Source organism: Motilimonas pumila (genome assembly GCF_003596335.1).
GTDB lineage: Bacteria > Pseudomonadota > Gammaproteobacteria > Enterobacterales > CBDFNC01 > Motilimonas > Motilimonas pumila.
In genome coordinates, this window is record NZ_QZCH01000012.1 from 12,255 (window position 1) to 34,891 (window position 22,637).

Sequence of the window (22,637 nt, forward strand, 5' to 3'; positions counted from 1 at the left end):
TGGGCTTTTTTGTGCCTTTTAATTGCTTATTGAAGGCGCTGATGAAGGCGCTGATGAAGGCGCGGCCGTCGCTCAGTCGCGGTTGTAGGTCGCCATAATGGTGGCTGACTCAATGACATTTAGATGAATTTGATAGCCTACCATCGCCGGTGGCACGTCCGTTGGCAAGTCTAATTTATCTACTTTTAAGGCATGAATGGTAAATTGATAACGGTGGGCGCCGTCGCTTTTGGGCGGGCATGCGCCGCCGTAACCCATTTCGCCGTAATCATTTCTTGCTTGCACGCTCCCGCTAGGCAAGCCTTTGCTTGCTGCGCCTTGAGGCAATTCAGTGACATTCGCCGGAATGTTGAATGCTACCCAGTGCCAAAACCCACTGATGGTGGGCGCATCCGGGTCGTATACGGTTAATACAAAGCTTTTAGTGCCTTCGGGCACGTTTGACCATTTCAGGTGCGGGGATATATTTTTTCCGCCACAATCCCACAAGTTAGAGGCGAACTTGGCGTCCATTAGGCCACCTTCAACTAAATCTTGGCTGGTCATATCCAAGGCGCTGGCTGGCAATGCCGCTGAGCTTAATAACATTCCAAAAATCAATGATTTCATCTTTCTCTCCTGAATTGTGAATCAACGCCATCAGGATAGTATTTTGCTTACTGCTATGTTGCTGTGAAACGTTCAGGTTTTACTGCGAAACGCTCAAATGACCGATTTCTGGAGTTCCGACGGCAACATGCCGTACCTTTGCTTAAAGCGCGCACTGAAAGTCGATAAAGATTGATACCCGCAACGCTCACTGACATCGCTGATTGAGCGCCGCTCTAAACCGCTTTGCAAAAGGTATAAACCGTGGCCTAAGCGCGCTTCGGTTAAGATAGCGCGAAAGCTGCTACCTTCCATTTTTAATTTACGGCGCAATGTCGCTTCGCTGGTGGCCATGCGCAGGGCGACTTCGTTGAGAGACCAGTTAAAAGCTGGGTCTAAGCTTACTTGTTTGATGACCTTGTCGCGCCATCGCGATTGGGGTTGATGAAACAAGGCTTGGCCTTGGCCACTGATCAAAAGCGCCAGTAATATTTCGGCGTATCTATGGTCCAGTAGCGCTTCAGGCATGTGTTTTAGATCTGCGTCGAGTAAGTGCAAAATGGCCGTCAGCACTTCCTCTGTGGGCTGAAAGGGATGTAAAGCGGCTTCGGGCTGCCAGTTTTGTTGGATCAGCTGACCAAACATCTTTTGGGCTTGTTGCAGTTGGCTATCGGTGAAAAAAAGAATCAAAGCGTAAAATGCATCTGCCGTAGGAATATTCGTGATGGTAAAGTCAACATGCTCGGGGACCACAATGATGTCGCCGGCATTCACCATGACCTCTCCTTGGGAGAGATTGACTCGCTTTTTACCTTGTACTAAAACGGTTAAGAAACTGCGACTGGTTTGCAGGTTACGAATGCGTTGCTGTTTATCGCAGCGGACATATCCTACCCCCGGCAAGAGTTGGTTTGCCTCGCTGCTTTTCACCCAGTGTTTTAATTGTGACCATTTTTCATCCATGAATGTAATGCTTATCCGTTCTAACTAAGGAGTGGAAGCCGCCCACGTTAAAATAGCAGGGGTAATGTCTTTGACCACAGATTGCACCTGACGATTATTTAAATCAAGCGAAAACCAGCCGTCTGTACCCATCATATCAATCTGATTAAGCTCGACTTTTTGATTTTCTATCAGTTGTCCTTCAAGACGAAATGTGCCGCTAGGTGTGACTAAACGGCTGATAGAGATAGTTGCCATTGATCCTTGCCATTGATAGTTGCTTGAGTGTGGATTTGATAACCCCATTGTGACAGCAAGGCGCGTAAATGTCTGCCTGACTTTGCCTTAAAGGTAATCACTGCTTTAATGGTATGCACTGCCTGCCAGGTGGGTTTAATGTCACTGCTATTGTAACAGCCATTATCGAGGTGATGAGAGGAGTGGGGAGCCTGTGTGGATAACTTGTTGTACTTACTTCGCGCACAACCCCTAAACGCACCAAGCCACTCATTGAGTGGCTTTGTTGAGCTATCACCGGCGAGGGTAGCGAGATGTCAAAGTGGTTACATTTCTTTGATCACTTTGTACTTAACGGCGCGTTTTAGGCCTGAGTCATTGCTGTTGGCAGTGTTAGAAACCGCTTTCAGTTTAACCGCTTTTTTAAGGCCAGAATCGTTATGGTTGTTGTTAACGATTTGGTCGGCAGCTTTGAGTTTTACCGCGCCTTTGATAAGGCCGTCAGCATTGGCTGCAAACATAGGGCCGATAGCGAATGCAAGTGCGATAATGGTAGTGATTTTTTTCATGATGACCTCATCTTAAATGGCTGTGTCAGAGATGTTTCGCTGACTTCGTTTTGATGAGTTAACTATACGGCGAGGGAGTAAACAAAAGTTACCAATAGGTGACAGGCTATCTGTATTACCGGACTACTTTATGACTCAGAAAACGGGCCACACTCAAACCCATGCAAGATATTTGTCGCCGAGCCTCAAGCTGCCCGCTATGTCCTTATAGCGTTGGCAAGAAGGTTTACTGGAGTGAGCTTATAAGACCGAGGGGAACTGCTGGCTTAAATGGAGTGCTTTGGCGTAGCGACGACTGAGTAATAAGTCCTGGATCAGGTCAATATTCAGTCCGTCAATGCTGCTTTCTAGTTGTAAGTCATCAAGCCAGAAAATGTCGATGAGTAAATGGATATCGTCGCACAGCTCTGCCAGGTCAGCTTGGCTTAGCTTGTCTAGTTTGTGGCCCCACGCCAGCGATAAATCCACCAAAATCACGCGCTGTTCATAACCGGTTAAGAGTTTTAAAAGGGCGTGTTGGTTAGGGCTATTTACCAACAATAACTGGCTTTTACCTTCGCCATGGTCGGTAATTCGGTATGGCCTATCGTTTAAATGTATTTTGGTTTGATAAAACCCTTGGTCAAGACTATTAAGTATATTCATGGCTGCCTCTGCTAACGTATTTAAGCTTAATTTATCGTTTTTTTCAGCCGATTAAAGTAATAAGAGATATTCATTTTTGGAGATTCATTTTGGGTTTTGCCTGGGTTTTAAGCTCCAAAAATGAATAACTGTTAAACCTACTTTTTCACTGCGATTTTCTTAATATCTGTCCTCATTGAACGTCGTTACTACTGTGAGCAAGGGGTTATTATGAATAAGTTGGTTGGGTTGACATTGGCAGGTTTGGCATCAGCAAGTGCAATGACTTGGGCAGAGGAAGCGCCGCGGCTAAGCGGTGAAATCATGTTCTCCAGTGCTTATCTCTCTAGCAACTCTCAGTTGCATACTCGAGGTGACAGCCAATTAAACAACCTCAATAGTCACGCCTCACAGCATGACGAGTGGCTAATTGTTCCACTGGGCAATATCACTTATGAGTTAGGGGATAGCCGTCGTCAACGAGTATATCTGGGTACCTCAAACGATGATCTTGCGATTGGTAATTTGGCCTTTGAGTTGGGCTATCAATATGACTTTGACAACGGGACTCAAATTGATGTGTCACTTTTACCAACGGTAGTGTCCGGAGAAAAATGGGCTAATCCTTATCAAGAAAGCGGCATGAGAAGTAAGCAAGATGTCTCCGGTATCGCGTATCGCATGCAGTTACATAACTTGGTGAACACAGGGCTTACTTTGGACATGGCATACGCCAACGCAGAATATGATAACGACCAAGTACAGCATCAAAGCTTGCTCAGAGATCATGACTTATATTATATCAAAGCCAGCTATCCGCTGATGTCGTGTGCCCAATCAAGCTTGGTGGCCGCGATTGCTTATACGCATAAAGATGCGAAAGGCAAAGCACAATCCTATGATCAATATAAAGCCGAACTCAGTTATTACTGGCTTAAAAATGCCCATTCTTTGGCCGTGACAGGCGGGATAGAGCAAAGAGATTATGACGCGATTCACCCCATTTTTGAGCGTACACGTGAAGACAAGCAATACAGTTTATTTGTTGCATATCAATATGCTAACGTATTTGGTTGGGATAATTGGAACCTAGTATCCTTTAATGGTGTGAAAGCCAACGATTCCAATATTAACTTTTATGAAAAGCAAGAGTACTTAACGTCTATCGGTTTAAGTTATAACTTTTAAGCAAGGTTAATACTGTATAGGCTGATTGACAGAATTAAAGTAGCCCTGGATAACTTGGTGTAAATACTGATTCAGTGGGTCATCGCGTTTGGCTTGTAAATAGCCGCCAGACACGCTGACTTTTCGGTATCGATTAAACTTCTTCGGCAGCGGATAACAGGCAAGCTCTTCGTCTTGCACTGCAATGTGGCTGCTGCTGAATTTGTAAGCGTCTGAGTGTCTCAGCGCTTCCAATAACACAGGTACGCTATGGGTTGCCAATTGCAAGTTTGGTTGATAGCCATTTTCAATGAAGATTTCGTCCAACACGTCGTGTTTGCCAATCACGGAATCGGAAACGGATTTAACCAAAGGTAAGTGATGAATGTCTTCCAGTTCCGTGGTTTGGCTCAGAACGGGGTGGTTTTTACGCGCCACCAAACAGACTTCAATATCCACTAAGTGGTGGGAATAAATGTCTTGCGGCAAGGGCAATAATGAATAATGTACCATATAGTTAATTTGCTTATCTAAAATGGCGCGCAGCGAAGACTCTTGCCAGTTGAGTAAGCGAAAAGAGGCTTTTGGCAGAGCTTGCCTGAGTGTTATAAATAGCTCTTTGCCAAAAATCTCTAACAAGCTGAGCTCTAAACAAATAACGATTTCGCCTTCATACTCGTTGGCGTCAAAGGCTTGGTAAGCCATGAGCACGTCATTAAAAGGGACTAACATATTGTCTGCGGCTTGGGCTAATTGTTCGGCCAGTTCAGAGGGTTCCACGCCGTGCGCTTTACGAATAAACAACTGGTCGCCAAAAGCTTCTCTTAGCTTGGCGATACCGCGACTGACACTGGTTTGAGAGATGCCCAGTTTTTCAGAGGCGATAGAGGTGTTGCGAGTGGCAACGACAACCTTGAGTAACTTGAGCAGGTTTAAATCCAGCTCATCTAACTTGTTATTCATCGTGATTGATGCTCCTTGCTGCAATACGTTTGTAACGGCTTTTTAAGCTTACATGAATGCTCTGTTAATGCCTACCGCTGGCGCGGTGTAAGGACATGACGTTGATAAAAAATAGTACAGTAAATCCAATATTAAAAAAAAGGTGTTGTTAGTATGGAAGTTGTTGAAATAGAACAATTTATATCATTCACCTTAGCCATTATGCTGCTTTTTGTGGGCAAGTTTGCTTCCATGAAATTTAGCATCTTGCGCAAGTACAGCATTCCTGATCCTGTCATCGGTGGCTTTTTTTGTGCGCTGATAGTCGCGCTGTTTTACTGGTTGTTTGACATCACCATCAGCTTTGATTTAGAAGTGCGCGATACCTTACTGTTGTACTTTTTTGCCGGCATCGGTCTTAGTGCCAATTTAAAAACCTTGATTGCAGGTGGCAGGCCTTTGTTAGTGCTCACTTTGCTCGCAGTTGTTTATATCATATTGCAAAATATCGTCGGCGTGAGCATAGCCTCAGCGTTAGGGTTAGAACCATTACTTGGTTTGATGGCGGGCTCTATTTCATTAATTGGCGGCGTAGGTACCACCATGGCTTGGTCGCCGATCTATCAAGATATGGGGTTAGCCAGTGCGGCAGAAATTGGTTTGGCCAGTAACACCATGGGCCTGATTGCGGCGTGTTTAGTAGGTGGGCCTATTGCCAAGTACCTTATTTCTAAGCATAAACTTGAGCCAAACCCTGATCAGAACCTCGACATTGGTGTCAGCCATGATTCCAAAGTGAAACTAGACCATTACGGTTATTTGTATGCTTGGTTAATGCTGAATATTTGTTTGGTATTGGGTTATTTCATTGACATGGGCATTGCCGAGCTAGGATTGCAACTGCCAATGTTTGTTGCGTGTCTTATTGCTGGTATTTTAATCGGTAACTTCAAGAGCTTGGTTTTGAAATATCAGGTGGGAGAGAATGCCCAGCAAGGTCAAAAGCTGATATCAGACATTTGTCTTGGCATGTTTTTAACCATGGCATTAATGGGACTGCAGCTGTGGCAGTTGCAAAGCGCTTTGCTGTTCATTGGCACGGTAATGGTGTGCCAAGTGTTGTTGTCGATAGCATTCACCATTTTTGTGGTGTTTCGCTTAATGGGTAAAGATTACGAAGCCGCGGTTATTGGTTCGGGCTTTGGTGGTATCACCTTAGGGTCAACTGCGACGGCCATTGTCAACATGACCGCGGTGACGCAGCAATATGGCGCTGCTCATAAAGCGTTTATTATCGTGCCGCTGGTGTGTGGCTTCTTTATTGATATTGCCAACGCGTTAATCATTAATGGCTTTATTCAACATTTATAAGCATTCGGCTATAAGCATTCAGCAACCATTCCCTCTGGGGATGGTTGCTTCCTTCTCTATTCGTGCTTGATGTGGCGCTGGATGTAGGATTGGATGCAGGGTGGTATCAAGTGTGATAAGTGCATTTTTCGAGCTCGATGTAAGGCTGGATGTTAGGTTGGATGGTGGGCTGGACTAAGAGTGAACAGCACATTTATCAGCCTTCAGTGAGGTCAACAGGCTCGCTGAATCTGCCACATGCTAATTAATGAATGGGGCAGACTGCCTAGCCATTGCATTAGTCGACTAAAACCAGTGAGTCGAGGATCCCTTGGCCACTATGAATGCCGCCCTCATTCTCTGCTGCGGGTTTACTGCGTATTAAATAGCCAGCATAACCGTCTAGCTCGGTCATTGGTTGGCCTTCAAAAAACACCGTGAATAATCCAATTTCGCTGACCAGGTGGGAAACTTCAGACGCTTGATTGTCTCGCACAGCGATAGCTGGCGTTGTGCGTGTGCGCGGTTGCAAGCGCTGCATCAGTGCCCACGCGTCGTATTCTTGCTCCTTAAGCTGGCTTAATGTGTGACTGATTGCATCGCCAAATACGCAGTGGCCACCGCCTTCCCCTTGGTTTTTGAGCACCCATTGTGAGTGGTCTGCTACTCGATTGAACCAGTCGATAGTGGCTGCCGAGACTGGCTGCATATCAGCCAACACGCTTTTGACTAAATTGGCCTCTGTCACTGTCAGTCCCCACCGCGCAAAATCTGTCACTGGCAGCTTGGTTAATAGCATTTGCATGGTTTTGCTGGTTGCCAATTGCTGACTAAAAGTGGCATTCACAGCGACGTAGTGTTGCTCGATAAATAATCGCGTTTGACTGAGCGCTTGGCAGCAAACTTGCTCTTCACGATGAGGAGAGTAGTAGTCCTGGTACTGGTATCCTGCGCGAAGGTAAACCACGTCGATGGTACCTACGCCGGCGAGCAACAAACGTTGTTGTTCGCCGCTGTACAATTCCTTACTCAGTTGTTCAAAGGTGCGCCTTACGGTGCGTATACCTAATTGTTGCAACGCGTCTTCCAATAGGTGCTGGTCGTATACGTTGTCTTCATTTTCTTGCACCACCATTAAAAACGTAGGCGCTTGCTCGGCGTTAGGGTCAAAGTGGGATTGAATGCGGTTTGCGGCCTGGGCGATGCCCGCTGCCATATGGATTAACCCTTGATTGTCGGCAGGAGAAGCATGGGGATTCTCAGCCCATTGCTGATACACGCTGGGCCATTGCCGTTTAATGTAATGGTGTAACTCAGTGGCGCGTTGGCCAAACGGCGCCATTCCCGCTGCAATACCATTAAATTCAATCACTTTAGCGCCCAGTTTGCGGTCATCCATGTAATCAGTTCGCAGCAATAGTAAGGGTTTTCGAGCAAGCGCTTGACGTTGCCCTAGCGCGCCATGGGCTTGTTGGTGCAAGGCCAGCAAGCGGCCAAAGAAAGGCTCAGCTTTAGCCATCTTGCTGAGCCGAGTTTGTAGAAAGTCATGATCTTCAGATACCCGATGAATGAGCTTTGCCAGCAGTGGGGTTACTTGGCGTAAATGCCGATACATTTTACGTGAAAGAGTGGTAGGGGTGATGCTAAAAGGGCAGTGTTTCGCGCTGTTATCGGCTTGGCGAAAGGCCACACCATGCATTATTGCCCACTGACTAGCTGCATCAATAAACGTTTGTTGGGGCAGGCTGTGAGGCGGTTTTTGGGGGTTCACTGAGTGCTGACTCCGATCAATTTAGGGGGCGGGTTACGGCGAATGACGCCAGTATACGCGCTAGCATTTGTGCGGTGAGCGGGCGTCTTTTGGCACACAGGCGTTGACACCTTCTTGGCCTACTTCAAAGTCACAGCACCTTAGTAGATGCTCTCGGAACTTGACGCGACTTCTCTGTACTCGGCTTTTGGCGCCAGACAAGCTTAACCCTAATTGCTGCGCAATGGCTTGTTGTGGCATGCCCTCAAGCTCAGATAATTGCAGTGCTATGGCGTATTTCTCGGGCAGCTCCTTAATCAATGGCACTAAACACTGCGCCAACTCTTGGCGCGCATGGCTATCCTTGTTTTCTTGCTGCGCCGCTAAGTTATCGGGAAGCGCCTCGTAGGTTTTACGCTGGCGGTAATAGTCCATTATGGCATTATGACTGATGCGATAAAGCCAGTTTAATAAGCTGTCGGTGGACTTTAGCTGATGCCGTTTGCTGCTGGCTTTGAGGTAAACGTCTTGGAGGATATCGTCTATTGCACTGGCGTCGTCAAGGCGCTTACTGATGTATTGCCGTAATTGTTTTTTATGGTTTTGCCACTCAGATATCATATTGTTAAAGTCTCAAGGTAAACAATGCGTCGTGATATTCACTAAGACGTGAGGGGCGATAAAAAGACGCAAAAAAATGATACTTTTTACCCAAGCCCCTTAACGCTGGCCCTGTTGCTACTTTAGCACATTCAAAAAGCGGAACATGCCATAGCGCATTTCTTATGCACCGACTTGGCTAATACACAGCTAGAAATGCCACTGTAAGTAGAGAGAGTTGTAGTCACTGCCGCCCTTAATGCGACCAAAAGTAGAGGTTGAGCTAAAAATGCCAGAGCGGTGGTGCAGGCTATAACCCAGCCAGAGGTTGTTCAAAGCCGGTTTATTGACCATATCACCGACGTTTACGTCGATTGAAAAGTCCAGGTAGTTCATTAGTTTACTTGGCTTTAAGCCTTTTTCAGTCATATTAGCTTGCTCAATATGGCTGACTTTAGTGCTATAGGAAATGCCTTCAGCAAAGCCTAAGCGGGTTTTAACCGGCAGGTCTAAGGTGTAATAAGCTTTGATGGCCACGACGTATTCGCCGAATGCTTTTTGCACGTTTGAACTGTGGTGTTGAACGTAACCTGGGGTGACATAGAAGTCGAGTGGCAAGCCAAACACACCTTCACTGAGGGGGTGACCGTAAAAGACCGACGTCATCGAGTTGCGATAGGGATCGGTGTCATTGTCCAAGCGGATCAAGTCGGTCACGCTAGAGGTCGTCGCGATGCCGTGGGCTAAGCGCATATAAGCGCCTTCGGCAATGCCGCTGCCTTGTGTGCGAGTCGTCGACATCAAAGATAACCCCGCATAGCTTTGCCATTGCACTCTTGAGTCTATGGTTGGGCTGCGATAGGTATTGTTATCTAACATGGTGGCTCCGACATGGCCGACAGCAAATAAGTTTTGATAGACCTGATAGCGGCCTTTGACGCCTACTTCATAATCAAGGGCCGCGCCGATATCCGTTTGGTTCAAACCGTAATAGGCATTGTTAAAGCGAGCGGATTTGGCGCGCAGCGTCGCATAAGGTTGCAGCTGCCAATGCTCGCCGGCAAAGCGGGTACTAACGCTGGCATTGGCGTAATATCGGCTGTCTTTATCTGTCATCAGTTCCAGTTTAACCTGACTGTGTTTATCCAGGTGCCAGGTTGCTCCTGTGCCCAGGTCAAACTGTGCGGCTTGATAGTCATTTTGTTTGGCACGAGGTATATCAAAAAAACGGAATCGACCTAGCACGTCTAAAGTAAGGGCGTCGCTTTGGTAGTATTTGAGGCCGCCTTTGAAACCGTCCAAGTAAAAACGCTCGCCTTGATAAAACAGCAAGGGAATAACGTCATGAACGCTGTCTTGTGGCATATCAAAGGCAATAGAAGCGCTGCGAACGCCAATGCCAACGCCCCATTCTTGGGCGGGCGTTGCGTTAGCCCACGCTACATTTTGTGCCGATACCATGGCGCCAAATAACACGGATAACAAGGTCGTTTTTTTCATGGTTATATCCACCAAGCTATTGAAGTTTAGAGATTAATATTGGTAATCCCAGCTGATGGAGTTATTTTATCTGGCCAAATTTACGGCGAACATGAAATACAGCTATTCATTTTTGCACTACAACGAAGGCCATTGAGCAAGCAAAAAGGCGGCCCTAAGGCCGCCTAAATATCTTCAATTGAGGTTAATCCGCTTTTACTAAGGTTTCAGGTAAAGCGGGTGATGCGATAGGGTCAGGTTTTACCCTGAAAAACAGCGCGTAGTTTAACGGTATGATGACCAGTGTTAACACGGTCGCAAACAGTAAGCCAAACATAATCGTTACCGCCATGCTTTTGAAGAAAGGATCGATGATTAAAGGTGCAACCCCTAAAATAGTGGTAGCCGCTCCTAATATGACCGGTCTGGCGCGGCTCATGGCTGCGTCAATGATGGCCAGGTATGGCATTTTCCCTTGTTGCACTTCATTTTCAGCTTGGTCGACTAAAACGATGGCGTTTTTCACCATCATGCCCACTAAACTTAAAAAGCCCAGGGTTGCCATAAATTCGAACGGCGTTTGAAACACAATCAAGCCAATGGCTACACCACCTACGGCTAAAGGCACGGTACACCAAATGACCAGAGCCTGACGGATACCATTAAACATAAAGACCACGGCTAACACCATCGCGGCAAAGCCATAAGGCGCTGCAGCTATTAATCCCGCATCGGCTTCTTTGGCATCTTTGTATTCGCCGTGCCACTGCAGCTCATAGCCCAGTGGTAAGGCGATGGCTTCGATGTCTGCGCGCACACTGGCCAACGCTTGGGCGGTTAACACTCCGGCAGCGGGGTCGGCTTGTGCTTTAATAGTGGGTTTGCGGTCGATACGTTTGATCAGGGCGTCTTGCCATTGTAATTCAACCGTTTCAACCACTTGGCCTAGCTCGATAAACTCGTTAACCGCTGGGCTAAAGACTTGTGTAGACTCAATCACTTGTTGCTGGCTACGTTCTTGCTGCGGCGCTCTGACGAGGATGGGGATCAAGTTGTTACCTTCACGATAAACGCCAACTTGGCGACCATTCAGGGTTTGAGCAAGGGCTTGGTTAAGTTCAACCGAAGTCAGGCCAAACCGTTGCATTTGCTGAGCGGAATAAACCGGGCGTAATACTGGCGCTTGTTGGCGCCAGTCGTCTTGTACCGCGACCAGCAATGGGTTGGCAGTCATGACGGCTTTTGCTTGCTCAGCCAGTTGTCTTAATACTTGGCTATCTGGGCCAATAAACGCGGCTTCTATTTTTTTACCGCCGCCGGGGCCAAGCATGAATTTCCAGACATTGATTGACGCATCTTGAAACTGCGCATTCAGGCTGCGCTGCAACGTGGCGACTAAACCTTCAATAACTTGGTAATCGTCAACATCCACTAAAATTTGCGCGTAGCTGGGATTTTGTGCTTGCGGTGAATAAGTCAGCATAAAGCGTAAGCCGCCAGAGCCAATAAAACTGGTGGTACCGGTAACGTTTTCTTGGCGCCAAATATGCTGCTCAATCTCTTTAACAATGGCTTCGGTACGCAGTATGTCTGCGCCTTGTGGTAAGAAAATATCCACGGCAAATTGCTCACGTTGTGACTCTGGCATAAAACCCGGTGGCACGAAGGAAAAAGCGTGGATGCCGGCGATAAAAATCACCATTACCGCAGCGACACTTTTCTTTTGATTGTTCAGTACCCATACCAAGACTTGGCGATAGCGCAGCGCGATGGCTCGTGGCTTTTGCGGTTTTTGGTGTGCTTTTACCTTAATTAAATCGTGACAAAGCAAAGGCGTGACAGTGATGGCTAACACCCAGCTCAGGAACATGGCATAGAGAATAACCCAAAACAAAGAGCCGGCGTATTCACCCATGTTGGACGGTGATAAGCCAATGGCGCTAAAGGCGAAAATGCCGACGATGGTGCCGCCTAATAGTGGCCACTTAGTGTCGTTAACGACTTGCGCAACGACCTCTTTGCGACAAGCGTTAGGTTGACGTTGTAATCGGGTGATGATGCCATCTGTCACCACTATGGCATTATCCACTAGCATGCCCAGCGCAATGATCAGCGCGCCCAGTGAAATACGTTGCATCGCGATATCATCAATTAACATGACAATTAAGGTACCCGCGACGGTGAGTAGCAATACAAAACCTATCACCACGCCGGTTCTGACACCCATAAATAAAAGCAGTACGACAAAAACAATGACCACCGCGGCAATGAGGTTATCAATAAAGTCGCTGATAGAGTCTCGTACCGAATCGGATTGAATAGATACCTCGTGTAGCTCAATGCCATGAGGACGCTGATTTTCTAACTCTGCTATTTTCGCCTTGACCGCGTCGCCCATCGCGACCACGTTACCGCCGGCCACGTTTGAAATACCTAAGCCAATGGCTCGCTCGCCGTTATAGCGCATTAATACACGGGCTGGCTCTTGGTAATCACGGCTAATGTCGGCGATATCGGCAAGGCGCACTATGGTTTGTTGCTCGCCTAAGCCAACCGGTAGCGCTTTAATTTGGGCCAAGGAGTCAACGTTAGCGCGAGGAATGACAGCCATACGCATGTTCTCGCTGGCTAATGAACCAGCCATAGAGACTTTATTTTGTTTTTCCAGTACTTGATATACGTGTTGCGCTGAGATGCCAAATTGCTTTAAACGGTCCCGTGAGATGGCCACAAAAATGGCGGCTTCTTTCTCCGCGAGGGTGGCGGTTTTTGCCACCCCTGGTACTAAGACCAACTCTCGGCGCAAATCGTCGACATAATCTTGCAGTTGCTGATCGCTAAAGCCTTCTCCGGTTACCGCATAAAACTGAGAATAGACGTCTGCAAAGTCGTCGTTAACAACAGAAGCTTGCGAGCCGGGGGGCAATAAGTGCTGACTGTCAGTGATTTTACGACGCAGTTTATCCCATACTTGTTGCAGCTCGGCTTCATTGTTTGAAAAGCTGCGTTTAATTTCAACCGTGACTTCTGATACGCCGTGTTTAGAGACTGAAGTGACTTCATCTAGCTCTTGTAACCCTTGCACTGCGCCTTCGATGATATCGGTCACTTCATTGGCAACTTCTTCTGCGGTGGCGCCAGGGTAGGGCGTTACAATGACCGCTTGGCGAATCACAAACTCGGGATCTTCAAACCGTGCCAACTTTAAATAGCTGATGTAACCGCCAATCAGCGTCAGCGCAATTAAAACCCAAACGCTGGTGCGTTTGGCAAGGGTGTAGTGAGCGATATTCATGACGGTTTACCTTATTGATACAAAGGACGAACTTGTAAGCCTTGGCTGAGGCGCTGAGTACCCGAGGTGACGATGTGTTCGCCTGCTTGCAGCGAAGCCAACACTTGGACTCGGTTACCTTGCAGCGAGCCCGTTTCGATTTGGCGCTTGTTAAGGCGGCTTTGGTTATCAATCACCCAGACGTACTGATGTCCGAGGTTGTCTGGGCTAATTGCGGTAAGAGGAACGCTAACGTGAGAGGTTTCTGGCTGCCACTGTGATACCACTTGCACGTGCATACCCGGTAAAAGCTGCGCGCCAGATTGTGTCTCAAGACCCAGGGTAACTTGGTAAGTGCGGGTCATAGGATCTGGCTCTGTTTGGTATTCAGACACGTGCAGCGCAAACGTGTGTTTGGGAAATAATGGACTAGTGGCAAAGATGTTGGCTTTGGGCGTGGTGGAGACCATGACCGCTTCAGGTACGTCTATCACTACTTCCATTTGCGATAAATCGTGCAAGGTGAAGATGGTTTCGTTAGCTTGTATCACGGTGTAATTATTGGCCGATTGACGACTGATCACGCCGTCGAACGGAGCTATCAGGTAGGTGTCGTCCAGCTTTTTCTGGGCCTCTTTAAGCTTGTTTTGCGCCATGTGATAACGCAGGGTAATTTCGTCAAGCTGGCTTTTAGAAATGCCGTGTTGACCGTTAAATAGTGTATTTGCCCTTTGGTATTCCACCTTGGCATTTTCCAGTTCGGTGCGAGCAAGGGCTAGGCCTATCTGGGCATTGGCCGCATCCAGCCTGGCTAATACGTCGCCTTGGCTAACTTGACTGCCTTCTTTCGCCATAAGCTCGACAATACGGCCGCTGCTTTGAAACGACAACTCAGCCCGAGTGGAAGCAGACACTGTGCCGCTGAAGTGAAGCTGTTGCTGGTCATGATTACTGACAATTTCTGAGCTTACCGGGCGCACTACTTTGGCTGCCGTGTCAGGTTGTGAAGTATCGCTGCAACCGGTTAGCAGCAACGACAGCGCGACACTGCCGGCAAGTAAGGCGCGCTTAGGCGCAAAGGCACGAAAGGGGTTGAGGGTAGCCACTGTTCTCTCCCAGAGATAATGTGATTGGAATATTCACAGGCTACTGGATCCACTTTTTTACACCACGTTTAAGAGATATTCATTTTTGCACTTTCACTATAAGCAGAGTGGCGACAAGGCGTTTTTCGCCTTATTGCGCAGGGTTATAGGGCACGGATGAGTGGTGCAAAGTGATTTTTAGCTGACCGGCATCGTCTTTGATGTATGAAAAAGAAAACTCGACCTTAATTTCGTCGCCTTGCTGGTTGGTAAAGAAGTAGTTACCCATTGCCAGCGCAGTGGTTTGCTGAATAATGATGCCTTCATTTTCCCAGCGCACTTTGACAAAAGGGGTTAAGGCAAAGCCACCGTCTTCTGCAATCTCGCCACCGACAAAGTAAGACAGGGCGGCAGCTTTTGTAGTTCTAAATTGTACTTTTGCTGCCAAGGTAGGTTTAAACAGTACGCCGCTCGAGTCAAAAGCGTAAAATTTGTCTATGTGGGCCTTAGCGGCTTGAATAGGATCTTTGGCTGCGCCTATCTCGACAATGCCATTGCCCCAACCCTTTTGCGCGGCGATGACTTCCTCCTCGCGGATGCGGCAAGTCACTTTTTCGCTAAGGGGAGAAGTGGTTGTGGTCGTCGTAGCTGAAGCTGTCATGGTAAAGCGCCTTAATAAATATTTTTGTTATATTATAACAAAATGAAGTTTTATAAAGCGAGTCAGGCTGGAAATACGCGCAGCTAATACTGAGTAAACAGCCACCCAAAAATAACCTGAGGGTTCGCCTTTTCCTTGAGCGGCGCTTAATGCCGACTGGCTTGCGATTACAATGCACGCACTTATAATAAGCCTCATCGATTGCATCGATTATCACTCACCATCAAGGAAATATTATGAGTCGTCGCGTTTATGTTATTGCCCAGTTTAAAGCTAAACCCGGTAAGGAAGCAGAGCTTTTTGAAGTGCTAAAAGCACTAGAGCCAGACTCTTTAAGAGAGCAAGGCTGTTTACAGTATTTATTAACCCGCCAAATTGATCATCCCAGTGCGACACGCACGGACTACAGCATAGTATTTAATGAAGTATGGGAAGACGCGGAAGCATGGTCTGCCCATGGGCGAAGAAAACAAGTACAGCAGTTTTTTGAGCAACACGTACAAGCAGAAACGGGTTTAGTTGCAGACGCGATAGTGACAAGTTATACCGATGAAGGCATTAACTTCGACGCACCGGTTTATGAATAATAGCCAATGGCCAAAATGGTTTAGCCTGTTGTAACCCTACCTCCATCAATCGCTCTTAAGCTGAGCGGCCAAGGCTTAACGGTTATCCCCCCAAAAAACCACTGAACTTTACATGCTGTCAGTGGTTTTTGGGCTCTAATGGGCTTAATTACATCTCTTTGATGACTTTGTATTTCACTGCGCGTTTTAAGCCTGAATCATTACTATTTGCTGTCTTAGACACGGCTTTTAACTTCACCGCTTTTTTTAGGCCCGAGTCGTGATGATTATTGTTGACGATTTGATCTGCCGCTTTAAGTTTGACAGCACCTTTAATAAGGCCATCAGCGTTGGCTGCAAACATAGGACCGATAGCAAAAGTTAGGGCGATAATGGCAGTTAATTTTTTCATGGTGACCTCATCTTGGTATGGCTGTTTCGGAAACGTGTCAGTTATGTTTTGCTGACTTCGTTTTGATGAGTTAACTATACGTCGGCATTAGGTATTAAAGTTACCATTTGGTGACACTGATGTTTGCTGTTGTTTAACTGCTTTGCTCGCGTGTGCATAAGTGATCTTTTCTTTGCTTTGGGCGGTAACCTCTAATATTAAGAATAAAAATTGGGTTGCTTATGGCTTTGTCTGATTGGTTATGTGGTTTAACTTTGATGGGAGTGAGCATCAGTGCACAAGCTGAAAAGCTTGAAACTCTGGCTTCTTTGCAGTGGTCTGCCAGGGTCATAGTGGTGTGGTCGGAACAAGACCCTCGCGCGACCATTGACCTGCTAAATCAAGAGCAAGCCTATTTGGATGAGCGTCATGTGGTGTGGTTTGTGGTGCACAAAGCAAAGTTGCTCAGTAATTATGGCGGCGAAATAGCGCCCAACTTTGTTGCTAACTTAAACCGAATGTACCCGCAAGAGAAAGGGGCGGTATGGTTAATAGGAAAAGATGGCGGGGTTAAACAGACCGCTCAAGCACTGAATTTGGACGCCATTTATGGTCAGATAGACGCGATGCCGATGCGCCAAAGAGAAATGCAGCGCTAGGCGCGCTGCATTCGAGTTGAGGCTTTACCTTGACGGCCCTGAGCACCTTACAGACCGAACTAATTCGGCCACTACAGGCGGGTAATGCGGGTGTCGCTATGACCGTTTTCAATCAGATCGTCAGCTCCTTGATACGCCGCGTCTTGGTTGGGGTAAAACGCTTGTAAATATTCCGCTAACGCATCTTGTTCAGTGCCGGTTGGCGCAAAGTCAGAGTAGGCCGGGTCTTGCGTTAATCCCTGACTTAACGGAGTTTGATTAGCACAATCGTCACCGTCACAAGGGAAAGGATAACCATCTCCTCCTTGGCCAATATATCCCAATGTCACTAAGGTAAAGGTGCGTTCAACATCGCCTTGTAGCTCGCCATTAATGACCACTTCGTCGTCTGGCTCATCGCGATGACTCAAGACGGTTAAGTGTTGAATACGCATGCCAGACGTCACCACTTCACCGCTGCTTTCATCTATTTCCCGCGCGTGTTGCTGAGGGTCAAAACTAAAGCTAAGGCCGGCCACTTGTGGGAAACGGCCTCCGCCGTAACCGCTAACATCATCAGCTGCAACGGCTGCCACGCTGTGCTCTAACAGGCTTTTTAGCTCGGCTGCGCTGACTGTCATTGTCACTAAATCGTTGTTAAAGGCTAGTGATGTTTGAATATCAAATTGTGAAATATCGCCGCTTGCTTTGCCCGCCGCAGGGAACTCTGCTGTGGCAAAGTAACGAATATCATCAGGGTTAGTCGAGCCTGCTGGATACCGTTTTTGGCCGATTTCAGCACGAATGCCGCCACCGTTTTTAATCGCGATACGGGTATTCGGATCAGCTAACTGGGCGTACCAAAGATTAGCATCAGCCGTTAAATTACCTAGATTGGTTTCTTGGCTGCGCACGTCAGCGCGAATGCCATTTAAAAAAACCGCTGAGTTACCGAGTATATTGCTTTCTGATGCCACAATAACGTCACTCATAGCGCTGGCAATTGCCGTTACTTGGCTGTTCTCTTCTCCACCTAACTCGGCGGCTTTTTCTGCTGAACTAGCAATCGCACCACTTTCATTTTCATCTATGCTAGCCGTCACTAATAAGCCATTATTGTCAAACTCAACCACTAAACGCCCCAAGTATTTGTAGTCGCCATCGACGTTCACTAATGCGACCGGCTCTGCACTGGCTGACTCTAATAATAGGGGGTAAGTTTCTGCTGCGTTATCTCCTGGCCATAATGTATCTTGGCTATCAGCCATTAAGGTGTTAGAGCCTCCGGCCACTATAATATCGACGTCTTGCAACAAGCCAGCTAATGCTTTTTCAACCGCAATATCTTGCATATGAGCTAACAGGATTATTTTGTCGACGCCAGTTGCCGTGAGGGCATCAACTTGCGCTTGGATCAGGGCCGCGAGCGCTTCGTTGGCATCACTTAACGGCAATACTGCCACATCCCCGGTTGAGGTTATCACCTCTTGGGTTGGCGTTGTTGCACCCACAATGCCAATGGTTTGGCCATTAACAGTGACTAAGGTGCTCGCAGTTAACGATTGTCCGAGCTCTTCAGCGTATTGCCCCGCTGCTTCAACTAACCCCTGAGTGTTTTCGTCAGTGCTGAAGTCGAGGTTGCTACTCAGGTAAGGAAACGCAGCGCCAGGATAACTGTTATCTATGCTAATGATACTGGCAAATTCTTCTGGGCCACCATCCATGTCGTGATTGCCTACCGCAGAGGCTTGCAAGCCCATCGCGTTTAGCATGGCAATATCGCCTCTGGCGACGCCCGGCTCGTTGACCCCGGCTACATTAGAGAAGCGTTCGTCGGCGCTGGCATCGTAACGCGATCCGGGAATGTAGTTATCACCCGAGCTCACAAATAAGCTGTTTTCAGGGTAGAGCAAGCGAGCGGCATTAAGGTTGCGTGCGAGGTAGGGGGCATTATCGATGACCCGTGCGTTAGAGCCATCCATATCGGCCACATGCAAGAGCTGCAGTTTAAAGTAGTTGGTGCTGATATCTTCGGATGCGCTTTTGTCGTCTGAGCCGCTAGAGCCGCAGCCCATTAGCCCCAAGGTAATGACACTGACTGCAACGCATGGGCGCAGAGCTTTACTGAGATGAGATAATTGAAACATGCTACCTGTCCTTGATGACTCAGAGTGAGTCGAAGTCTTTGAACGGTTAATATTCCAACCTCAGATGACAGAGATATGAAAATGCAGTGCGGTGAGCGCTAAAAAGATTGTGTAACGAACAAGATGAGTAGCCTCTCGTTGTTAAGTATTGCCTTGAGTATCTGCTTAATACTGGTAGGTCAACAACGATGTGGCGATGAGCTGGCCACAGCGTTGTTGCCATTGATTGTTATGATAAGCCGCTGCTTTTATTTATCTTTTCCTTGCCACTGGGCCCAAGGGTTATCACCGCCTGATGAGGGAGCTTTTTGGGGGGATGTTTTGTGTTTGGGCGCAGCGCTGTGATTTGAAGGTTTGGCCTTATTTCGATCGCCCTCTGGCTGGCTTTTTTCTGATGCTGCTTGACTGCGTTTGCTTGCTTTCGCTGTGGTTTTATCTTGGCTCGCTTTCGCTGCTGGCTTGCGTTTAGGCTGATAATTTAAAATAGACACAGGCACGACTTTTTTCGGTTCAAAACCTTCAACCACTCTGCGCTCGATCAAGTGGCCCAGTTTACTTTCAATGGCGCACAGGTTTTTAAAATCATCTTTCGAGACAAACGAAATGGCTTCGCCAGATAATCCCGCACGGCCTGTTCTGCCGATACGATGCACATAGTCGTCAGCTTGATCTGGCAGATCGTAGTTAATCACGTGGTTAAGTTCGGCGATATCAATGCCACGGGAAGCAAGCCCGGTGGCGATGAGTATCTTCACTTTACCGGCTTTAAATTGCTTGAGCAGCTGCTCGCGATTGGCTTGACTGCGGCCACTGTGGAAGGCTTCTGCAGCAATGCCGCGTTTTTCCAGTTGACTCACCAACTTGGCAGCGCCGTGCTTGGTTTGAATAAAAATCAGCAATTGCGGGAATTGGTGCTGCTGAATTAAATGGCTTAGCAGCGCAGATTTTTTGTCTTTATCAACCGTGATTAACCATTGTTCAATGCCTTTTGCCGCCACTTGCTGCTGGGCAATATTAATCTCTTGGGGTGATTGCATCGCCGTTTTGGCCAGAAAGCGTACACCGTCAGGTAAGGTGGCAGAAAAAAGTAAGGTTTGTTTTTGCTCTGGCAAGCGCGCCATGATTTTATTGATGGCTTCAATAAAGCCCATGTCGAGCATGCGGTCTGCTTCATCCAGTACCAAATGCGTGAGCTGGTCAAAATGTACCGCGCGTTGGTGCATCATGTCTAACAGGCGACCTGGGGTCGCTACAAGAATATGCGTGCCTTCAATGAGCTGTTGCTTTTGCGGCGCAATGTCTACCCCGCCGTACATGGCCAGTGAAGTCAGGTTCATGCCTTGGCTGTATAGGTCGATTTTTTGTTGAACCTGTTGCGCGAGCTCTCTGGTTGGCACCAATATCAGTGCTCGCACTCGCTTAGCGCGGTGCTCGGGAGCTTGGCTAATTAATTGCAATAAAGGTAATACAAAGCTGGCCGTTTTACCTGTGCCCGTTTGCGCGCATGCCAGCAGATCTTTACCTGCTAATACCACAGGGATCGCTTGGCTTTGGATCTCCGTCGGCTGTTGGTAATCAAGGCTGGTTAAATGTTGGCATAGATCAGACTCTAAGCCCAAAGATGAAAATGACATGGCGCTCTCGTTAGCGGTTAGCACAATGGGCAGATCATACCGGTTATCGCCTTAAAAGGCGAAGTGAACCTAGCGTCGTAAGCCAATAAAATCTGATCGAAACAATTAAGCTCGCTTTTTTATCGTCTATTGAGTTAATAGCGAGTTGTAGCTTAACTCGTTAGTGCCCCTTTCATTGCTAGCGATGACCAACCTCATAAATCACAGTGAGTTAATTTAACTTATTTTTTCTTATCTATGTGATTTTTAGTATTTTACTGTCTGACCACTTTCTATCTTTTTTCTAGCTACTTAACTCAGGTTTCAAGTCTCATTATAGATTTATAACCATTGAATGGGCCCAGTGATTAAGTGCAATATCTAGGAAAACACAATCACGGATCAAGTATGTCTGACTTAATAAACCAAGCAAAGTATGCCAACTGGAAAGACACTCATACATTTGAAAGCTGTAGGCTAAATCGACAAGAGTATGGTGAGTTTCTTGCTGATTACCTAATAGGAGAACACTATGGATTTGTTCTCAACATCGACGGTTCTTGGGGGGCTGGGAAAACCGAGTTTCTGAAAAGACTATATTCAATGCTACTCAAGCGAAACCACCCTACAGTGTACATCGATGCTTGGGAAAGTGATTTTTCAAAAGTTCCACTGAGTGTTGTGGCAAGTGAGCTAATCAAGCAACTTGAACTATTTTGTACTGATGAGGAAAGTGATGCTGATTGGAAAAAAACTAAAAAGCACTTAGGTGCGCTGTTAAAGTCTTCAATAACAGGCATCGCAGGTGCGGTTTCTTTAGCAACGTCAGGCACCGTTGTAGGTGCTACAGCCATTCAACCACTATTAGCACTTATCAATGATCCTGAGTCATTGACCGAAAAAGTTGCTAAAGATCACGCTGAGCAAGTACAAGCCATTGTTGATGTGAGAGCGTCATTAAGTGAAATAGCAGTAACTCTCAAAGAAAAGTATGAGTTAGAGTTACCAATAGTTGTCTTAATCGACGAGTTAGACAGGTGTAGACCTAGCTACTCCATCGAAATGCTTGAGGTGGTAAAACACTTCTTCGCTACAGAAGGATTGGTGTTTGCTATTGCTACTGATACTGGGCAACTTTGTCACTCGATAAAGGCTGTATATGGGCAAGATTTTGATTCGTTGCAATATCTGAAACGTTTTTTCAACCGACGCATTAGTCTCCCTAAACCAGAGATAGCAACTTACATAAACAGTTTAGATTTAAGTTTTTTGAAACTAGATGGTGTTGAACTATTCCCTCTAAGCAACGCTAAATTCAGCTACATTGTTGAAAGACTTGCAACCGCATATAGATTACAAATGAGAGACATTGATCAACTGCTTCACAAAGTAAATGCTTGTCTCAAAACTGCATCAGCTACAAAAGCTAGAACAGGTGAAACACAATATATAAACGTTCCAGCTTTGATTGTGGGACTAATAGAGCATGACCGAGATTATGCTAGCTTCAATGATAGAGGTCGAAACAATCCCATATTCGATAAACCATCAGATACTTCTATTAACTGGTGCTCTGATCTTTCAATGAGTGATTACATCGAAGCAGTCATGAAGTATACGATTCTGTTAGATAAAGAACGTGAAGATGAGTTTGGAGAAGCGACAACGCAAACTAAGCTACCAAACAGCAGAGAGGACTTTATTCATCCTGAATCGCCAAACCACGAACGAACTCTGTTCTTCCAAGATTTGGAAAATCATGCACGTCACTTCAATGGACATGATAAAAAATACTGGCTTTGGGAGCATTATAAGAGAGTCATTGAGCTTGCGGGAAATATTGACTAGCTCTTGTAGTGGAATAGTAAATTTGGTCATATAGTCTGATGCTCTGCAATACCAAAGATAATCCGCCAATAGCTGATATTGTGAAGACATATAAAATGTCTCTGTCCAAAACTCCGTCAGAGCTGAGCAAGTGTTTCTGTAAATTTTGGTGCGCTTAGAAATCCAA

Annotated in this window: 20 protein-coding genes; 5 read left to right on the top strand and 15 right to left on the bottom strand. The window is 46.8% G+C overall.

Annotation, left to right across the window (positions count from 1 at the left end; translation table 11 throughout):
• Positions 1 to 72 precede the first annotated feature (72 nt).
• From D1Z90_RS10350 to D1Z90_RS10370, 5 genes are all read right to left on the bottom strand, one after another.
• The gene (locus tag D1Z90_RS10350; protein ID WP_119910684.1) at positions 73 to 609 is read right to left on the bottom strand and encodes a YbhB/YbcL family Raf kinase inhibitor-like protein; all 537 of its coding nucleotides are present in this window, start codon (positions 607 to 609) and stop codon (positions 73 to 75) included.
• 93 nt (positions 610 to 702) lie between these two features.
• The gene (locus tag D1Z90_RS10355) at positions 703 to 1,551 is read right to left on the bottom strand and encodes a helix-turn-helix transcriptional regulator (protein ID WP_119910685.1); all 849 of its coding nucleotides are present in this window, start codon (positions 1,549 to 1,551) and stop codon (positions 703 to 705) included.
• Positions 1,552 to 1,575: 24 nt separating this feature from the next.
• The gene (locus D1Z90_RS10360) at positions 1,576 to 1,788 is read right to left on the bottom strand and encodes a hypothetical protein (RefSeq protein WP_119910686.1); all 213 of its coding nucleotides are present in this window, start codon (positions 1,786 to 1,788) and stop codon (positions 1,576 to 1,578) included.
• Positions 1,789 to 2,093: 305 nt separating this feature from the next.
• Positions 2,094 to 2,336 carry a hypothetical protein gene (locus D1Z90_RS10365; protein WP_119910687.1) on the bottom strand — a complete coding sequence of 81 codons (243 nt, stop codon included), beginning with the start codon at positions 2,334 to 2,336 and terminating at the stop codon, positions 2,094 to 2,096.
• Positions 2,337 to 2,576: 240 nt separating this feature from the next.
• Positions 2,577 to 2,981: a hypothetical protein gene (locus D1Z90_RS10370; protein WP_119910688.1), complete on the bottom strand. Its 405-nt coding sequence runs from the start codon at positions 2,979 to 2,981 to the stop codon at positions 2,577 to 2,579.
• Between the two features lie 210 nt (positions 2,982 to 3,191).
• On the opposite strand from D1Z90_RS10370, the gene D1Z90_RS10375 reads away from it, so the two are divergent.
• The gene (locus D1Z90_RS10375) at positions 3,192 to 4,148 is read left to right on the top strand and encodes a DUF2860 family protein (protein WP_119910689.1); all 957 of its coding nucleotides are present in this window, start codon (positions 3,192 to 3,194) and stop codon (positions 4,146 to 4,148) included.
• A gap of 6 nt (positions 4,149 to 4,154) precedes the next feature.
• On the opposite strand, the gene D1Z90_RS10380 is transcribed toward D1Z90_RS10375, so the two are convergent.
• A complete protein-coding gene (locus D1Z90_RS10380; RefSeq protein ID WP_119910690.1) occupies positions 4,155 to 5,090 on the bottom strand; it encodes a LysR family transcriptional regulator in 936 nt (311 codons plus the stop codon).
• Positions 5,091 to 5,243: 153 nt separating this feature from the next.
• On the opposite strand from D1Z90_RS10380, the gene gltS reads away from it, so the two are divergent.
• Positions 5,244 to 6,440 carry a sodium/glutamate symporter gene (gene gltS, locus D1Z90_RS10385; RefSeq protein WP_119910691.1) on the top strand — a complete coding sequence of 399 codons (1,197 nt, stop codon included), beginning with the start codon at positions 5,244 to 5,246 and terminating at the stop codon, positions 6,438 to 6,440.
• A gap of 277 nt (positions 6,441 to 6,717) precedes the next feature.
• On the opposite strand, the gene D1Z90_RS10390 is transcribed toward gltS, so the two are convergent.
• From D1Z90_RS10390 to D1Z90_RS10415, 6 genes are all read right to left on the bottom strand, one after another.
• The gene (locus tag D1Z90_RS10390) at positions 6,718 to 8,190 is read right to left on the bottom strand and encodes a glutathione synthase (RefSeq protein ID WP_269777037.1); all 1,473 of its coding nucleotides are present in this window, start codon (positions 8,188 to 8,190) and stop codon (positions 6,718 to 6,720) included.
• Between the two features lie 60 nt (positions 8,191 to 8,250).
• Entirely contained in the window at positions 8,251 to 8,790 is a 540-nt protein-coding gene (sigZ, locus tag D1Z90_RS10395) for an RNA polymerase sigma factor SigZ (protein WP_119910692.1), read from the bottom strand.
• Positions 8,791 to 8,979: 189 nt separating this feature from the next.
• Positions 8,980 to 10,269 (bottom strand): MipA/OmpV family protein, encoded by a 1,290-nt coding sequence (locus tag D1Z90_RS10400; RefSeq protein ID WP_119910693.1) that lies wholly within the window; start codon positions 10,267 to 10,269, stop codon positions 8,980 to 8,982.
• A gap of 184 nt (positions 10,270 to 10,453) precedes the next feature.
• Positions 10,454 to 13,543 (bottom strand): efflux RND transporter permease subunit, encoded by a 3,090-nt coding sequence (locus D1Z90_RS10405; protein WP_119910694.1) that lies wholly within the window; start codon positions 13,541 to 13,543, stop codon positions 10,454 to 10,456.
• A gap of 11 nt (positions 13,544 to 13,554) precedes the next feature.
• Positions 13,555 to 14,628, bottom strand: a complete 1,074-nt coding sequence (locus D1Z90_RS10410; RefSeq protein WP_158587102.1) for an efflux RND transporter periplasmic adaptor subunit — start codon at positions 14,626 to 14,628, stop codon at positions 13,555 to 13,557.
• Between the two features lie 130 nt (positions 14,629 to 14,758).
• Positions 14,759 to 15,268 (bottom strand): metal-independent carbonic anhydrase family protein, encoded by a 510-nt coding sequence (locus D1Z90_RS10415; protein WP_119910696.1) that lies wholly within the window; start codon positions 15,266 to 15,268, stop codon positions 14,759 to 14,761.
• Between the two features lie 236 nt (positions 15,269 to 15,504).
• On the opposite strand from D1Z90_RS10415, the gene D1Z90_RS10420 reads away from it, so the two are divergent.
• Positions 15,505 to 15,855 carry a putative quinol monooxygenase gene (locus tag D1Z90_RS10420; RefSeq protein ID WP_119910697.1) on the top strand — a complete coding sequence of 117 codons (351 nt, stop codon included), beginning with the start codon at positions 15,505 to 15,507 and terminating at the stop codon, positions 15,853 to 15,855.
• A 148-nt stretch (positions 15,856 to 16,003) separates the two neighbouring features.
• Here the strand turns inward: D1Z90_RS10420 and D1Z90_RS10425 are convergent, their stop codons facing one another.
• Positions 16,004 to 16,246 (bottom strand): hypothetical protein, encoded by a 243-nt coding sequence (locus tag D1Z90_RS10425; protein ID WP_119910698.1) that lies wholly within the window; start codon positions 16,244 to 16,246, stop codon positions 16,004 to 16,006.
• 221 nt (positions 16,247 to 16,467) lie between these two features.
• On the opposite strand from D1Z90_RS10425, the gene D1Z90_RS10430 reads away from it, so the two are divergent.
• The gene (locus tag D1Z90_RS10430) at positions 16,468 to 16,884 is read left to right on the top strand and encodes a DUF4174 domain-containing protein (RefSeq protein ID WP_119910699.1); all 417 of its coding nucleotides are present in this window, start codon (positions 16,468 to 16,470) and stop codon (positions 16,882 to 16,884) included.
• Between the two features lie 71 nt (positions 16,885 to 16,955).
• On the opposite strand, the gene D1Z90_RS10435 is transcribed toward D1Z90_RS10430, so the two are convergent.
• Entirely contained in the window at positions 16,956 to 19,010 is a 2,055-nt protein-coding gene (locus tag D1Z90_RS10435) for a bifunctional metallophosphatase/5'-nucleotidase (protein WP_119910700.1), read from the bottom strand.
• A 248-nt stretch (positions 19,011 to 19,258) separates the two neighbouring features.
• Positions 19,259 to 20,644, bottom strand: a complete 1,386-nt coding sequence (locus D1Z90_RS10440) for a DEAD/DEAH box helicase (RefSeq protein ID WP_119910783.1) — start codon at positions 20,642 to 20,644, stop codon at positions 19,259 to 19,261.
• Positions 20,645 to 21,031: 387 nt separating this feature from the next.
• On the opposite strand from D1Z90_RS10440, the gene D1Z90_RS10445 reads away from it, so the two are divergent.
• Positions 21,032 to 22,471 carry a KAP family P-loop NTPase fold protein gene (locus D1Z90_RS10445; protein WP_119910701.1) on the top strand — a complete coding sequence of 480 codons (1,440 nt, stop codon included), beginning with the start codon at positions 21,032 to 21,034 and terminating at the stop codon, positions 22,469 to 22,471.
• Positions 22,472 to 22,637: the final 166 nt, after the last annotated feature.